Below are 14,954 nucleotides of genomic sequence, written 5' to 3'. Positions count from 1 at the left end.
ACGCGCTCTAGCAATCGCAATGAAACTTGGCTGACGCGGTTAATTGACATGGAATACTGGCTCGCTTGCAACGAAGAGCGGGCAGCGCAGGCTCGGTTCGGTGCCGTCATGTGTTGCTGCGGTCCGTGTGCCATGTACCGGCGAACCGCGCTCGTTTCGCTGCTGGATCAGTACGAGACGCAGCGCTTTCGAGGGAAGCCGAGCGACTTCGGTGAGGACCGCCACCTTACGATCTTGATGCTGAAAGCAGGCTTTAGAACAGAATATGTCCCGGAGGCCATCGCGGCAACAGTCGTTCCCAACAGCATGGGGCCTTATCTGCGTCAACAACTTCGCTGGGCCCGGAGCACGTTCCGTGACACGTTGCTGGGGCTCCCACTGCTGCGCGGCCTTAATATTTATCTCACATTGGACGTGATTGGGCAGAATCTTGGCCCATTATTGCTGTCTTTGTCGCTCCTGGCGGGGCTCGCGCAATTCGTAACGACAGGTACCGTGCCTTGGACGGCATGCCTGACGATCGCAGTCATGACTTTTATTCGCTGCAGCGTGGCAGCGTTTCGTTCGCGCCAACTTCGATTTCTCGGATTCTCGCTCCACACACTCATCAACATTTTTCTCTTGCTCCCATTGAAAGCATACGCGCTGTGTACATTGAGCAATAGCGATTGGTTATCGCGAGGCTCTGCGGCCAATGTGTCAAACACGGGTGGCGCCATTCCAAAGAACAACTTGGTGAGACCTGACGCAACTTACAGCGAACAGCAATAGTCACGTAGGTGGAAGAGCTTTGAGCCAGGACCAGGAACATCAAGTGTTGAGTGGGAAGTTGGGCCATGAGGATTTGCGGCGGCTCGAGACTGGTCCGATCGAACGGAAGTCTCACGGGCAAACAAGTGCGAAAAGCTCCCTGCCTGAGTCTCTGTCGACCGTCGCTGTCGATTTTGCCGGCGTAACCAAGTCGTATGGGAACAAGGTCGTTGTCGACGATCTGTCGTTCAGCGTTGCGTCGGGCGAGTGTTTCGGCCTCCTCGGACCAAACGGGGCGGGCAAAAGCACGATAGCGCGCATGCTCCTTGGCATGACATGCCCCGACGCGGGCACGATCACGGTGCTCGGCGTCCCGGTGCCGGCGCGCGCTCGGCTGGCACGCAGGGGCATTGGCGTGGTCCCGCAATTCGACAATCTGGACCAGGAATTCACCGTACGCGAGAACCTGCTGGTGTTCGGCCGCTACTTCGGCATGAGCACACGCCAGAGCGAAGCGGTTATCCCGTCGCTTCTCGAATTCGCTCGCCTCGAGCGAAAGGCGGATGCGCGTGTCTCGGAACTGTCCGGCGGGATGAAGCGATGCCTGACGATGGCGCGGGCTTTGATCAACGACCCCCAGCTCATTGTGATGGACGAGCCGACCACCGGCCTCGATCCGCACGCGCGCCACCTGATCTGGGAGCGGCTGCGCGCCCTGTTGGCACGCGGCAAGACGATTATCCTGACGACGCATTTCATGGAAGAGGCTGAGAGATTATGCGATCGGCTATGCGTGCTCGAAAGAGGTCGCAACATCGCCGAAGGCCGCCCGCAGGCGCTTATCGACAAGCATATAGGATGCCAGGTCATGGAGATCTACGGCGGCGATCCGCACGAGTTGCATTCGCTGGTCAAGCCACATTCTCAGCGCATCGAGATCAGCGGCGAAACCCTTTATTGCTATGCGCCAGACCCTGACCAGGTGCGCACGCGACTGCAGGAGCGTGCAGGTCTGCGTCTTCTTCTGCGCCCAGCCAATCTCGAGGATGTTTTCTTGCGGCTGACCGGGCGCGAGATGGAGGAGTGAACGATGATTGAAGGTTTTGCCGCGGCGCTGCCGGCCAATGCGTGGAACTGGGTTGCGGTGTGGCGCCGCAACTATCTGGCATGGAAGAAAGTCGCACTCGTGTCGATTCTCGGTAACCTCGCCGATCCGATGATCTATCTTTTCGGACTCGGCACCGGTCTCGGCATAATGGTCGGCCACGTCGACGGTGCGTCGTATATCGCCTTTTTGGCGGCCGGCATGGTCGCGGTAAGTGCGATGACCGCCTCTACCCTCGAAACATTGTACTCGGCTTTCGCTCGCATGCATTCTCAACGTACATGGGAAGCCATGCTGTACACGCACGTCACCCTCGGCGACATCGTATTGGGTGAACTGGCCTGGGCAGCCACGAAGGCGTTCCTGGCCGGTACGGCAATTACAATTGTCACGGTAACGTTGGGCTATGCAGCCTGGCCGTCCGTCCTCTATGGGCTGCCAATCATTGCTCTGACGGGATGCGTATTTGCGAGCCTCGCGATGATCGTCACCGCACTTTCGCCCAGTTACGATTACTTCGTATTTTACCAGACGCTTGTGCTCACACCTATGCTGTTCCTGTCGGGCGCCGTTTTCCCATTGAATCAGCTGCCTGAGGCCTTTCAGAAGATAGCGCGGTGCATGCCGCTGTCACATTCGATCGACCTCATTCGCCCGATTATGCTTGATCGCCCGATCGCCGGCATCGCCCTGCACATCGGTGTGCTCGGCCTGTACGCACTCTTGCCATTCTTTCTCTCGATGGCGCTGTTGCGCCGCCGACTGATGCGCTGACGCGAAAGAGAAGGAGATAAATTATGCGCTATGGACGCAAATAAAACGACATCGCCAGCATGTGCCGCGAAGGGTTTAGCTGGCGTCGATTCAATCTCACAACGCTATGGAACAACCGGCGTCTCGAGCACAGGATCTTATGTTGATCCCGGTGGACCCAAGAGAATTCTTTGAGGTCAGTGATGTCTGACTGGCGTTAGCCGGGGGGCGAATGACAACGCAGCCGGTCTTTTGATCGGACCGCCTCGAGACAGGCCCATTTAGTATTCCACACGACAAATGGAGAGCAAGATGCTGTGTCTAGGATTGAACGGCGGATTGGACAAAGTCTATGAAAACAGGTTTCAGATTCCGAACACATTCATGCACGATGGCGCTGCGGTGCTCGTCCGGGACGGACAGGTCATTGCGGCAGTAGAAGAAGAGCGCCTCAATCGGATCAAACATTCCAACAAGCTCCCAATTAGTGCGGCTCAATACTGTCTTTCAGCAGCCGGGGTTCAGCTCAGCGAAATCGATCGTGTGGCGTTCTACGCTACCGAAGCCTACTCGAATGCCATGCTGGAAAACATGCTTGTTTCCCAGCCGGATGCCTCCATTCCGTTGGATGCTAAACTGTTGGTGCAGAAGCTGTTGGCGCAGGAATTCGGTACCGAACTTGACGCTTCGCGCATCTCGTTCGTAAGTCACCATCAGGCGCACGCCGTGAGTGCTTTTGCAATGTCGGGCTTCGAGCAAAGTCTGATTTTTGCGGTCGATGGCTCTGGTGATTTCCTGTCGGGCCTCATGGCGATAGGATCCGGTACTGAAATTAAGCAACTAGCGACTTTCCCAGAGAACAATTCCCTTGGGCAATTTTATCTCGAGACGATCCGGTATCTCGGCTACGGCTTGTTCGATGAGTATAAGGTAATGGGGCTTGCCCCCTACGGCGATCCCGTTCCCTATCGCGAGCTTTTCGAGCAGTTCTATGAACTGTCAGCAAACGGCGAGTATCGCGTCCACCTGGACCGCATCGGCCCGACTTTGCTCCGCAGCATTCAGGTTCGGCAAAAGGGAATGCCATTCACCCAGCAACACAAGGATGTGAGTGCGTCGTTACAGGAGGCGCTCGAACGCATCGTGTTTCACATTCTTCGGCATTATCGTGAGGCCACCGGGATGACGCGGTTGTGCCTGGCCGGGGGAGTCGCGCACAATTGCTCCATGAACGGCAAGCTGCTCTATTCAGGACTTTTCGAAGACATCTTCGTGCAGCCCGCATCGCATGATGCTGGGTGCGCACTTGGCGCTGCACTAATCGCGTCTAATGAGCTGGGCCGCCCCGCGCCGCGTGCGCGATTGCAGGAGGTTTATTGGGGGCCGGATCTCGCGAGTGATCACGCTGTCGAAGAGGAACTAAAGGCATGGGCGGGGCACCTGGAGTTTGAACGCACCGAGGAAGTGGCGGATAGGGCAGCCGAGTGGATGGCGGGTGGCGCCGTGATCGGCTGGGTGCAAGGTCGTTCGGAGTTCGGGCCGCGCGCGCTCGGAAATCGCAGCATTCTTGCCGACCCCAGGCCCGCCACAAACAAGGACCGGATCAACGCTATGGTCAAGAAGCGGGAAGGGTATCGCCCGTTCGCCCCATCAGTGCTGGAGGAGGATGCGCGCGAATTTTTTGACCTCCCGGGGAGCGCGTGCGAATTTCCGTTCATGAACTTCGTAGTTCGTGTGCACGATTCCAAACGTGGTTTGCTCGGCGCCATCACGCACGTCGACGGTACGGCTCGGCTGCAAACAGTATCGCGCAAGGCCAGTCCTGCCTACTGGAACCTCATCAATGCCTTCAAGCAGCGGACGGGCATCCCAATGCTGCTCAACACGTCCTTTAACAACAATGCCGAGCCGATCGTAGATTCAGTTGCAGACTCGATTGCCACGTTCTTGACGACAGAGCTGGATGGACTTGTGGTCGGGCCGTACCTCGTCAAAAAACGGGCCGCAACGCTGCAGGACTGGACTGCGCTCGCGGTTTCATTGCCGCCTTATGTATCCCTGCATAAAGTCCGCGAATACACGGCGCAGGATCGCCAGGAGACCGTCTGCGAAATTCGAACGGATAACCGTGACTGTGCGCGTATATCACATGACTTGTTCGATCTGCTGACGCGGATCGAAGGCGAGGCCGTGCTCGCGGATCTGCTCGACACGATTACGCTGGATCAAGCCAAGCGCGAGGCTCTCACATCAGAGCTGAGACGATTGTGGGAGCAGCGCCACGTTCGGATGCACCCCTCACAAGCTGTTCGGGTCCACCAGAAATGATGCCAGAGCCTGGACGACCGATACAAGCTGCCGAAACACCGGTGCATCCAAGAACCTTCCTATGACAGGCCGCCTGGTGCGGGGATCCGGAGCAATTGGCCGAACACCCGGATCCTGATCCACAGCCATTTATTGCAATCCGCAGGTCTTCGACTGGTGCCGCGCCAACTATATGGACTTCAGCCTCGGCCTGGCGCTCACACGACCTGCGCAAGGCATGTCGCGGATCTGGAGTCCCGCACAATGGCGCGCTTCGAGGCGTCGGCGAAAGGCGAGTCCGAAGATTAAATTCGTTCACGGAGCCGGCAGTTGGAGCCGCGTCGAACGCGTCATCGCCTCGTGTCGAGGTCAGCGAATGAGGGCGTGGCCAACGCGAGCTGTTGGACTTCGACGGGCGCATTGGATGTCGAAAATAAAACCGTTGATGTCGGCAGATCCGGAGGAAGGGGTTTGGCCGGTGAGGCTCTGAAGCGACCAGGTCGAAGCGATCCGTGGCGGCATAAGCCAGGCGATAAGGCGGCGCAAACTCGGATATCTGGCGGACGCGGGTCGGGCCGGCCGAGTGATTGATCGGACTATCGGCATCGCCAAGGATAAGCCGCGACGACGGGCCGCTCTCGGCGTCGGTCGATCTGAGCCAAGGTGTTCGAGCGCGAATGATAGCGCCGATATCCGGATGGCCGGGACGAGTGATGCCGTCCGTTGTCTGCTACTGCAAAAGCCCGATGTGACGGCCTGGCTCTCACATACCGAGCGTCTGAGTGCCTCCGGCAAGGGCGAACAGCCTCGGCGAATATTTCCGCCGCTTCCTCGACCGTTTCAGCAGAACGGTCGGTCTGCTCCTTTCGCTCAAGCACCCCGTTGTGCAACATCTCCAGCCGCGCGGCATGGTAGAGAGCGCTGCGCTTCTCAAGCTGCGCCACGCGTCGCTGAAGGATTTCCGCGAGGAACGTTGAACGTCTTCCTAGCGTGACGCGAACCTCAGTTGGCAACGCCGATCTAATCCATGCGAGTTCGACTGGAGCGCCGCAGCCTATCGCGCGGGTAGCCGAATTGGCCGCTCGCAAACTGTGCCAGTTTTTCAGTCTTGGAGCGGGGGTCGGGCTCGGGCATCGACTTCGGACAACTCTTGGCTTTCTGCAACAATAGCTGCAAACTGGTCCAGTTGGGAGGAAAAGAAATGGTCCAGTTTCCAAGTCCCGGTGGCTCAAACCGCTCGTACGGCATGGGTGCGCGCCAGATCTACGAATCGCTTCGCGAGCAGATCCTCAGAGGCGTCTACAACACCGGCAGCCAACTGCCCTCCTCACGTGGTCTCGCCGAGGAACTTGGAGTCTCGCGGACGACCGTCACCGCTGCCTACGAGCAGCTGGCGGCGGAAGGTTTCATCGACGTCCGTCAAGGCGCGCGCCATCGTGTCGCGTCCTCGCTGATCGGACCTGAGCTAACGGCCAATCCCCAAAAACAGGCCGGCCCGGGTCACTTGTCAAACTATGGCGAACGGCTGCGTGGCGCTCGGCGCTGGCCGGATTACCTGCCCAACAGGCTGAAGATCGATTTCCGATATGGCGACCTGGCGCCCTCAGATTTCCCGGCATCCGTTTGGAAGCGCACGATGAACGCGGTGATGGCGCAGCGGCCGGCACGGCTCGCCTACGACCATCCATGCGGTTCGCGCCGGCTGCGCCAGGCGCTTCAGGGCTATCTCTGGCGCGCTCGTACTGTGCGCTGCGACCCTGAGCAGATCGTCATCGTCAATGGTTCGCAGCAGGGGCTCGATCTCTGCGCGCGCCTGCTGCTCGACCCAGGGGACAGCTTCGTCATTGAGGACCCCTGCTACAGGATGGCGCGCGAGGTCTTTGCCAGTACAGGTGCCACGCCGGTTCCCGTCGAGGTTGACGAGCACGGCATGCAGACGGAGCAACTGGCGGGCGTCGCGGCCCGGCTTGCCTATGCGACGCCGTCGCATCAGTTTCCGCTCGGCGGCGTCATGCCGATCGCGCGGCGGCATCAGCTTCTGGAATGGGCGCGGGACGAGGGCGCCTACGTCATCGAGGACGACTACGACAGCGAATATCGCTACGATATCAGCCCCGTTCCCCCGCTGCACAGCCTGGAGGATCATGGGGCCGTCATCTACCTAGGCACCATCTCCAAGACGCTCTCGCCGATGCTGCGCATCGGCTATCTCGTCGTGCCGGTGGAATTGCAGCAGGTTTTCGAAACTGCCAAGCAGTTTGCCGACCGGCATTCTCCGATAGCCGAGCAGGAGTCATTGGCCTCCCTGATCGAGAGCGGCAGCTATGAAAACCATGTGCGCCGCGTGCGCCGCCTCAACGGCGAGCGCCGGGAAGTATTGCTGACCACCATGAAACGGAGTTTTCAAGATAGGATCGCCGTCCAGGGGGCAGAGGCTGGACTGCACGTCGTCATATGGTTCAACGACCTGCCGCGGTCGCGCGAAACGGCGTTGGTCGAAGCCGCGCGATACGCGGGTCTAGGTCTGCACCCCATTTCGCCGCTTTATCATCGGCAGTCGGGAGCAGGAGAGGCCGATCGCGTCGGGCTTGTCGTGGGCTATTCCGCCTTGGGCATCCGGCAGATCGAAAAAGGCGTCGAGATGCTGCGGGACGTCGTCGCTCAACTCTGAGACGCTTACGGTTTCCACGCGCGGGGTAGGCCACGCTCGTGGGTGCTCGCCGTAACCAGTCCATCGTCGGAATAATTGACAGCCGGGCACACGGACGCGCTCATGGCCGGCTCTTGGGGTTGATCTGCTTGCCACCCCGTGAGGGTGCGCTCGGTGGGTGCGTCGCACGACCAGGAGGTTCAGATTCAAGGCCTTTGTCTCGTCTATCCGCAAAGTGGATGCTCGTCATCGAAACAATCGATTTTGCCGATTGAAAGGACGTCGCATAGAACAATTCAAGATGCGGCCTTAGGTGGTGTTTGTCGGTGTATGCGTTTTCTGGTGTGTGCTTTCCTGCTCTGCGCCGAACTCTAAGCGAGCCGCTCTGCTTTTCGACCAGATCGTCGGTACGGCGTGGCGGCCATTGCGTCTACGTTCGCGAACGAGCCCACTCCGGAGTGCCGAACCCCGACCTGCACGTCTCGCGCGTTGAGCACGTGCTCTCTTGGCTATGCCGATTGCGCGGCCGATGTCCGGTACAACAATTGAGGATACGCAGCTATGAAGCATCTTGATAAGATATATGAGGTGCAGAGTGAATGCGCTGATGGAACCGGCCGTCCGAGCGTTTACCTGACGTTTGACGACGGTCCCGATCCATTTTTCACACCACAGATACTCGATGTGCTGGCGCAAAACGGGGTGCCAGCGACTTTCTTCGTCATTGGTGCCTATGCCGCAGAGCACCCGGATCTCCTTCAGCGAATGATCGCAGAAGGGCACGAGGTGGGCAACCACACGATGTCTCATCCGGATCTGTCCAAATGCGGCTTGGGCGAAGTGCAACGTGAGGTATTTGAGGCGAACCGTGCCATCATGGGAGCATGCCCGCAGGCTTCGATCCGCTACATTCGCGCGCCATACGGCGCCTGGAGCGAAGAAGTGTTCACTGCGTCACAGATCGCCGGGCTGGCCGCCCTTCATTGGTCGATAGACCCAAGAGACTGGGCGCGGCCCGGCACCGACGCGATCGTCGATGCAGTGCTCGCTTCGGTCCGGCCTGGCGCAATCGTGCTCTTGCATGACGGTTGCCCTCCCGACGATTCCGGCACTCAAGCCGGTCTGCGCGACCAGACCGTTGTGGCGCTGTCCAATCTGATTCCGGCATTACATGCCAGCGGATATGAAATTCGCTCGCTTCCAGTACATCACTGAAATGCAAGATCGTATGTCTGCTTTCCCAGCCTTTATCGTGTGGTCTTGCTTATGAAGGGCTTGCATATGACCCACTTCGCCATAAATGTTTTTATTGGACTTGCCGGAGGTTTACATCGCGCGCGCCTCGGGGATCGCGGATTACGTCCACAAGGTTTGGCCAACCAAGCCGCCGTTGCCATTATAAGGGGATACGCCCGACCGCTCGGCTGCGAATCAGGCCGGTCCTCCGACTCGCGCACCCCGCTGTGGATCTGCTCGTTGATCGTCACGATAATCCGGCGCGCGACGCCATCTTTCACCTGGCCGAGTTCGTGGTGCAGAACGGCGCTGCTGCGCTGGGCCTCCTCCCACCTGGTAATGGCGCCGCCGACATTGACATGCGCCGCCGACATGCGGCCATGTGGGCCTGCAAGCGAATGCGGTCATGGTGATTTTCGCCGCCCACCGCTCGCAGCCGATGATGAGGGGAAGGAGGGACGCAATCGCGCAAAGGTGCGTTCCTCTGCCATGGCCGTCACAACAATTTAGCGAATCCAAAGCATCAAGTCTCGCCGCCGTTTGAATAGCCAGCGCGGCTTCGACCGGCGTGCAGATGTCGACATCGCGCCCGGACTGTCACAATCAGGCATTTCGAAGCACAGAAGGCGAACACGGAGAGGCTGTAATGACGCTGGTTCGTGTTTGCTCTCCGATACGAGCGTACCTCATCCCCCGTCATGAGTGAGATGGTCTGGTCATTCGATGGAGCGGGTTGGCCAAGCATGCTTGCCAGCTGAGAGCGCCCGTTACACCCGGACAATATCAGACGACAGCAACTTCAGTTCAGCGTTCACCAGAATGGATTTGGTCTCTTGCGCTAATATTTGCTTTGAGAGATGCTGGCCTCAGCCATGGGAGGGGTTGGGGGGATATGCAAATAAAGGTGTTGCCGGCACTCTGTGCGGCTGCCGCTCTATGCGGCTGTCAAACTAGCAATCAAGCAGATTACGTTCAGATCGGGTATGGGCCGAGTTTCGATGTCGCTCATGCACAGTGCGAACTTCAGAAAAGGTCAGTAGACCAAGGCTATATTGCTATCGGGTCGCCGGGGTTTGTTGCCGGTGCCGGGGTTGGCAATGCTATCGGCAATGCGATTGCCGAGGATGATTTCATGAGAAATTGTCTCATCATCAGCGGCTGGAAGCGTGCGCCGCATGGACAAGCTGGCGCGGCAGCAGCGCCGGTTGTTACCGGTGCATCGGCTACGCCCTATGGGATTGCCCGCGCGCCTGGCAGCTGGATCAACACCGCCCTGTTGGACTGGAAGGATGCGAACAACAAATGCGTTGCTGGTGACAAGGCGGCTTGCGCCACGCGAGCTAAACTTGGAGTGAAGTTGAAATCAGCCGGCATCAATCCCTCCCCGGTGTAAGGCGGGAACGACGTCATGCGAAGGAAGATCTCGATGTGCGTCGCAATCGTGGCCTTGAGTGTTAGCGGCTGCGCGGCCGACTATCTCAACAACTACGACACGATGACGTTGGCGTCAGGTGACTCCGCTCGCCAGAACCAGCTTCTCCAGACGGTCGACCCGTTCAACCCCAACAGCAACAACACGAAGATCGAGGGCGACGGGCAGCGGATGACGGCTGTCATTCAAAGGTACCGCGGAACGCCGCAGCCGGCGTCTGCCTTGCCAAACAACGGCGCCGATCTGGACTGCGCCGGCGGTAGAGGCAACAACCCTGTCGTCCAGGGACCTGTCTCGGTCGGCCCGTCCGATCGCAACCACCTTGACCGTGATCATGATGGCGTGGGTTGCGAGAGGTAGGGGAGCAAAATGAAAGTGGGGATCCGCAGACCAAGCATCGAACGCAGCTTGGCGGCCAGAACATCTGTTAAGCGTATGGTGAAGCAAAGTCTCGGCATGAAGGCTCCACGCGGTTTGGGATGGGTCACCGACCCTAAGCGAGCCGCTTACAATCGGGTCTATGACCGCACCACCGTCAGTTTCTGGAGCCTGCTCAAAAGGCTGTTTGGCGGCAGATGAAGCATTTCCGCGCCAAGCGCTCTCGCGCCAGCCGTTGGGCAAGCGTGCCGCTCCGCCTCGTGCTGGTAACTGTGGCGGCGGCTACCGCCCTGGTGACGCAGTTTGTCATGCATAACACCGGCTCGCTGCCAGAGATCAATTTGCAAAACCTGATCAAGCCGAAGCCAGTCGCGATTGGTGGAGTCGCCTCGGTCATCGATGGCGATACGATCGAGGTACATGGTCAACGAATACGCCTCAACGGGATCGACGCGCCGGAGAGCCGCCAGTACTGCGACGATGCGAAGGGGTTCGAATATCCCTGCGGCCGGCGTTCCGCCCAAGCGCTGGATGATTTCCTGGCTGCCTCCAGGCCGATTCACTGCTCGTTCGTTACGTGGGATCGCTACGGGCGCTTTGTCGGAGATTGCACCCGATCTGACGGTGCCAACGTGGCGGCGTGGATGGTCGAGCATGGCGAAGCTCTCGATTGGCCGAAGTACAGTCAGGGCGAATATGCAACGCAACAATCGAAGGCCAGTGCTGCGAGGGTCGGTTTATGGGTGGGATCTTTTCAGGCGCCGTGGGACTGGCGAGCGCAACATAGTGACGACGAGCCAACGACTGCACCGCTTTCAGTTTTCAGTAGCGGAAATGCCGGCTGCAATATCAAGGGCAATATATCGGCTGAGGGCGAACGCATCTATCACATACCGGGACAAAAATATTATAGCGTAACCCTAATTAGCCCGGCTAAGGGGGAAAGGTGGTTCTGCTCGGAAGCCGAGGCCGTCGCAGCCGGTTGGAGACGGTCAAAGCGGTAGAGTTTCTCTACAGGACGGAAACCCCTCTTTGCAGTTCGAGCTCGGTCCCTGCGCAAAAACAGTGCGACAGACCTCCGCACTCGGGTTCTTGAAGTAGGCCCTTCGCGTTTCGACCAGCCGAGAAAGCGGCCAAAGGAGCCCATGTCTGAGCGCTCTGTTGCCGGCTTGTTCAACGGGAACACAACTCGTCCAGATCATAGTAAGGATATTTCCAACTTGTTGACCGCCTTGTCCCCTTTCAGAAAATTTCCTGATGCAAGCCCAGCAATTAAATGGCAGGGTAAGATGGGAAAGTAAAAAGGCGGGGCGCCGAGTGAATTCAAGCATGAGCCAAAAGCTGGCCAGCTACGGCCAGTGGACATACCGTGGCGCTTGGGCGCTCGAGATTACAGCATCCATCATCGGATTGGCCACCGGTCTGGCTTTGGGTGTTCAAGCCTTCGAAGCCAGCCAATCAGCCACGGCAATGGACTTGGTTCTGGCAAGCGCTCCGTTCTTCATCGTGTCGATTGCCGAACTCACCAAAATCCCGATCGCAACGCTTCTGTACAGCGCGTCCTGGTTCTGGAAGCCTGTACTTTTGATCTTCCTGCTCCTGCTTGCCGGCATCACTTTCGAAACTGTGCTGCTTGGCCTGGAGCGCGCCGGCACTCTTCGTGAACTGCAATACGAGGAGATAGCTGATGAGATCGACACTCTCACCAGGGAAAACGCAAAGCTGACCGCCTCGGATGAAGCGGCAAAACAGACGGATCAGGTTGCCAAAGCAAAGGCCGGTCTTGAGGAGGTGGGCACCCTTGCCGACAATGCACGAAAGGAAATTCAAGCGCGTATCGGGGATGTCGACGCGGAACTACAAGCCACCACGGCACTGACACCCGAGGCGGCAAAGGCAAGAGAACAGCTTAAGGATCAGGAGCAAAGGCGCACGGACCTGGTTGCGGAAAGAGACACAAGGGTCAAGCAAGCGGTCGAGGAATTTGAGCGGCAAAGAGACAGTTACGTCGAACGGATCAAAGACGCCAGGGTAAGCGGCGACGCGGCTTCAGCGAAGCGCTGGGAAGACGGGATCGGAAAGCTCGCTAATCCCCGCACGAAGACGGAGGCAAAGTACGACCCGCAGATTCAGGACCTTGATGAGCAGATCGCGGCTGCCCGCGCTGAGTTCGACCGGCTGAGGCTACAAAGCCCCAAGATGACCGATGAACAGAAACAGGTGCTGCAAAATCGGCGTGTGGATCTGGAGAAGTCACTGGACGAGATTTCGGCCGATTGGGAGCGACGGCTTTCTCAAGCGCGAGAAGACCTGTCCGCGGCGCAGAGCGCCGAAGCGACTGAAGGAAAGGTGCTTGCAGCAAACCAGGCGAGACGCGACGAGATAGCAAAGCAACTCAACGAGCTTGAGAAAAGGCGAATCCCGCTGGCTCGGACTGACCAGATCCGGCGAATTGCAGCGCGGTGGTACAGCGAGAAGCCTGAACAGGTAAGCGAAGGCGAGGCAGGAAAGATAGCGGCCATTTGGTTTGGCTCGCTTGCGGTCATCGCCGGCCTTGCCGGACCGATCACCGCGATGGTGGCTCTCGGTCTGCAGCGCATCGCTGCACAGGCTGAATCTCGTTCCGAGAACCGGTTGTCACGTCTGATCCGGCGTCTGCTTCTAAGGTGGCGCTGGCACCGAGTGCGAACTGTCAAAGTGCCCGTCGAAGTGCCGGTGGACAGGGAGGTGGAAAAGCGCGTCGAGGTCCCGGTCGAAAAAGTGGTGAAGGAGATTCTGTATGTTCCAGTACTCACCGACGATCCAGACGCGCTGCGCAAAGCATTGAACGAGGAATTGCCGGCGGACGTCGTGGATCTCGTGAAGGTAGCAGCAAAGGGCGGTCGCAAACGTGCTGGTCCGGCATAACACTGCACTTCTCGAAAAGGCGGTCGACCTGGTCGTCAAGCAAGCGGCAATTCCCACTCTGGAGGCTGAAGCTGCAGCCTACGACAGGATGGCCCGCGCTAATGCCTTCCGCAGGATGATGACGGGCGCAGCCGTGGCGGTTGCTGCGGTCGGCATTGGTTATGGAGCAGCATTGTTCTTCGGGCGTGAGATCAGACCGCCAGTCGCGCCTGATAAGCCGGTCGAGAAGCACACCGACAGACTCGATCCGTCTGACATGACCACACAACCCAAGTCGGTCCGAACCGATCCACCTAAGGAAGCAAAGCCGGTCGAGCCTTCACCGGCACCGCTGCCCAAGCCTGACAAGGTGACCGAGGATTTCAACAAGTTCCTCACGAAGGAGGTCGACTTCGGGGGTGCTCACTGGACGCTTACATCGGGGCACTACTTCACCGAAGAGAACGATCCCACTTGGGATCGAGCGTGGTGCTACACCCGTCGGCTTGTGAACGGCGTCGATGTCAACACAGACCTTGTAAACCGGCTGACCCCAACGGCGACGCCCCAAGCTCCCATCGCGCCGCCAGCGACACTCGCATCAGTCGGGCTAAACGACGATTCCGCCAGGGAGCTTGCATCCAAATGTGCTTGGCTCGACGGCAAGGCTTTTAGCCCAGCAGACTTCGAGCTCCCTTCTGGACGGGCCGAAGCGGCCAAGAAGCTCATCGCGCAAGATGGTTGGGACGCGATGGGGTTCGACCTCCAAGGAATGCCGCTCATGAACCTCTCGTTCGATCAATGCCAGACCAGATGCGAGGGTGACGATCAATGTCAGGCCATCACCTATGACAAGAAGCACTCCGCGTGCTTCCTGAAGGGCGATGCCTCGATCCTGGTTAGGGCTCCGGACGCCGCCATGGCAGCAAAGCCCGCGGTCGCGAGCAAGGTCGAGTATTCCAGCCTAGTCTTCTACAAGAATACGGTGGTCGTAGGCGATTCCTATTCGAACGAGCCTAGCAATTATGCCAGTTGCGTCACTGCTTGCGCCGTGGACCAGAAATGCTTGGGCTTCAATTTCGATGGTCCGAACAACATGTGTTCGATGCTGAACCAGGTGTCCTCGCTCTCTGTCTTCAAGGGCGTGGCTTCGGGAACGAAGGCAGCCGGCAATCAATGACCCGATCCCTGACAGGCTTCCTCGATAGTCTGCAGGAGCCGCGGACGCCCTACAACTCGCCGAAGCGGTTATCGCAGGCGCTCGGCGTGAAGGTAGCCAACCTGGCCCAGTTGACGGGGGTTTACCGCAACACGCTTCGTAACCCGTCATCGGAGCGCCTGCAGGGTCGGATGCGCGAGATGGTGAAGGTGATCTCGGCTGCGACGGAACTTACCGGCGACATAGACAAGGCGATCTACTGGTACCGCAACGAACCGATCGCCGACTCCTGGACGGC

At 58.7% G+C, this 14,954-nt stretch carries 12 protein-coding genes and 2 pseudogenes; all 14 read left to right on the top strand.

Features of this window, described 5'->3' with window-relative positions; translation table 11 throughout:
• Nucleotides 1–6 precede the first annotated feature (6 nt).
• Nucleotides 7–771 (top strand): annotated as a pseudogene (locus EJ067_RS10550) (glycosyltransferase family 2 protein); the annotation flags it as partial.
• Nucleotides 772–868: 97 nt separating this feature from the next.
• Entirely contained in the window at nucleotides 869–1,837 is a 969-nt protein-coding gene (nodI, locus tag EJ067_RS10545) for a nodulation factor ABC transporter ATP-binding protein NodI (RefSeq protein WP_245467340.1), read from the top strand.
• A gap of 3 nt (nucleotides 1,838–1,840) precedes the next feature.
• Entirely contained in the window at nucleotides 1,841–2,629 is a 789-nt protein-coding gene (locus EJ067_RS10540) for an ABC transporter permease (RefSeq protein ID WP_126078972.1), read from the top strand.
• 291 nt (nucleotides 2,630–2,920) lie between these two features.
• The gene (locus EJ067_RS10535) at nucleotides 2,921–4,936 is read left to right on the top strand and encodes a carbamoyltransferase (RefSeq protein WP_126083522.1); all 2,016 of its coding nucleotides are present in this window, start codon (nucleotides 2,921–2,923) and stop codon (nucleotides 4,934–4,936) included.
• A gap of 761 nt (nucleotides 4,937–5,697) precedes the next feature.
• Nucleotides 5,698–5,892: a hypothetical protein gene (locus tag EJ067_RS10525; protein ID WP_126078970.1), complete on the top strand. Its 195-nt coding sequence runs from the start codon at nucleotides 5,698–5,700 to the stop codon at nucleotides 5,890–5,892.
• 224 nt (nucleotides 5,893–6,116) lie between these two features.
• Nucleotides 6,117–7,586: a PLP-dependent aminotransferase family protein gene (locus EJ067_RS10520; protein WP_126083521.1), complete on the top strand. Its 1,470-nt coding sequence runs from the start codon at nucleotides 6,117–6,119 to the stop codon at nucleotides 7,584–7,586.
• A 540-nt stretch (nucleotides 7,587–8,126) separates the two neighbouring features.
• Nucleotides 8,127–8,780 (top strand): chitooligosaccharide deacetylase NodB, encoded by a 654-nt coding sequence (gene nodB / locus EJ067_RS10515; RefSeq protein ID WP_126078969.1) that lies wholly within the window; start codon nucleotides 8,127–8,129, stop codon nucleotides 8,778–8,780.
• Between the two features lie 913 nt (nucleotides 8,781–9,693).
• Nucleotides 9,694–10,194 carry a hypothetical protein gene (locus EJ067_RS10510; RefSeq protein ID WP_126078968.1) on the top strand — a complete coding sequence of 167 codons (501 nt, stop codon included), beginning with the start codon at nucleotides 9,694–9,696 and terminating at the stop codon, nucleotides 10,192–10,194.
• Between the two features lie 15 nt (nucleotides 10,195–10,209).
• Entirely contained in the window at nucleotides 10,210–10,593 is a 384-nt protein-coding gene (locus EJ067_RS10505; protein WP_126078967.1) for an excalibur calcium-binding domain-containing protein, read from the top strand.
• 9 nt (nucleotides 10,594–10,602) lie between these two features.
• A complete protein-coding gene (locus EJ067_RS10500; protein WP_126078966.1) occupies nucleotides 10,603–10,812 on the top strand; it encodes a hypothetical protein in 210 nt (69 codons plus the stop codon).
• Complete coding sequence (locus EJ067_RS10495; RefSeq protein ID WP_189343229.1) at nucleotides 10,809–11,615, top strand: thermonuclease family protein; 807 nt, start codon at nucleotides 10,809–10,811, stop codon at nucleotides 11,613–11,615. Before EJ067_RS10500 ends, EJ067_RS10495 begins: the two co-directional genes overlap by 4 nt.
• A 325-nt stretch (nucleotides 11,616–11,940) precedes the next feature.
• The gene (locus EJ067_RS10490) at nucleotides 11,941–13,518 is read left to right on the top strand and encodes a hypothetical protein (protein ID WP_126078965.1); all 1,578 of its coding nucleotides are present in this window, start codon (nucleotides 11,941–11,943) and stop codon (nucleotides 13,516–13,518) included.
• Nucleotides 13,502–14,677, top strand: coding sequence for a PAN domain-containing protein (locus EJ067_RS10485; RefSeq protein WP_126078964.1), 1,176 nt, complete (start codon nucleotides 13,502–13,504; stop codon nucleotides 14,675–14,677). Before EJ067_RS10490 ends, EJ067_RS10485 begins: the two co-directional genes overlap by 17 nt.
• Nucleotides 14,674–14,943: pseudogene (locus EJ067_RS35265) on the top strand (hypothetical protein); the annotation flags it as partial. The gene EJ067_RS10485 and the pseudogene EJ067_RS35265, both read left to right, overlap by 4 nt.
• Between the last annotated feature and the right edge of the window lie 11 nt (nucleotides 14,944–14,954).

The organism is Mesorhizobium sp. M1D.F.Ca.ET.043.01.1.1 (assembly GCF_003952385.1).
Lineage (GTDB): Bacteria > Pseudomonadota > Alphaproteobacteria > Rhizobiales > Rhizobiaceae > Mesorhizobium.
This window is presented reverse-complemented; position numbering and strand designations above follow the sequence as displayed.

Bases quoted from the DNA above. Each gene is read 5' to 3' on its own strand.
- EJ067_RS10540 (WP_126078972.1), top strand. From the start codon at position 1,841: ATGATTGAAGGTTTTGCCGCGGCGCTGCCGGCCAATGCGTGGAACTGG.
- EJ067_RS10535 (WP_126083522.1), top strand. From the start codon at position 2,921: ATGCTGTGTCTAGGATTGAACGGCGGATTGGACAAAGTCTATGAAAAC.
- EJ067_RS10520 (WP_126083521.1), top strand. From the start codon at position 6,117: ATGGTCCAGTTTCCAAGTCCCGGTGGCTCAAACCGCTCGTACGGCATG.
- nodB (WP_126078969.1), top strand. From the start codon at position 8,127: ATGAAGCATCTTGATAAGATATATGAGGTGCAGAGTGAATGCGCTGAT.
- EJ067_RS10510 (WP_126078968.1), top strand. From the start codon at position 9,694: ATGCAAATAAAGGTGTTGCCGGCACTCTGTGCGGCTGCCGCTCTATGC.
- EJ067_RS10505 (WP_126078967.1), top strand. From the start codon at position 10,210: ATGCGAAGGAAGATCTCGATGTGCGTCGCAATCGTGGCCTTGAGTGTT.
- EJ067_RS10500 (WP_126078966.1), top strand. From the start codon at position 10,603: ATGAAAGTGGGGATCCGCAGACCAAGCATCGAACGCAGCTTGGCGGCC.
- EJ067_RS10495 (WP_189343229.1), top strand. From the start codon at position 10,809: ATGAAGCATTTCCGCGCCAAGCGCTCTCGCGCCAGCCGTTGGGCAAGC.
- EJ067_RS10490 (WP_126078965.1), top strand. From the start codon at position 11,941: ATGAGCCAAAAGCTGGCCAGCTACGGCCAGTGGACATACCGTGGCGCT.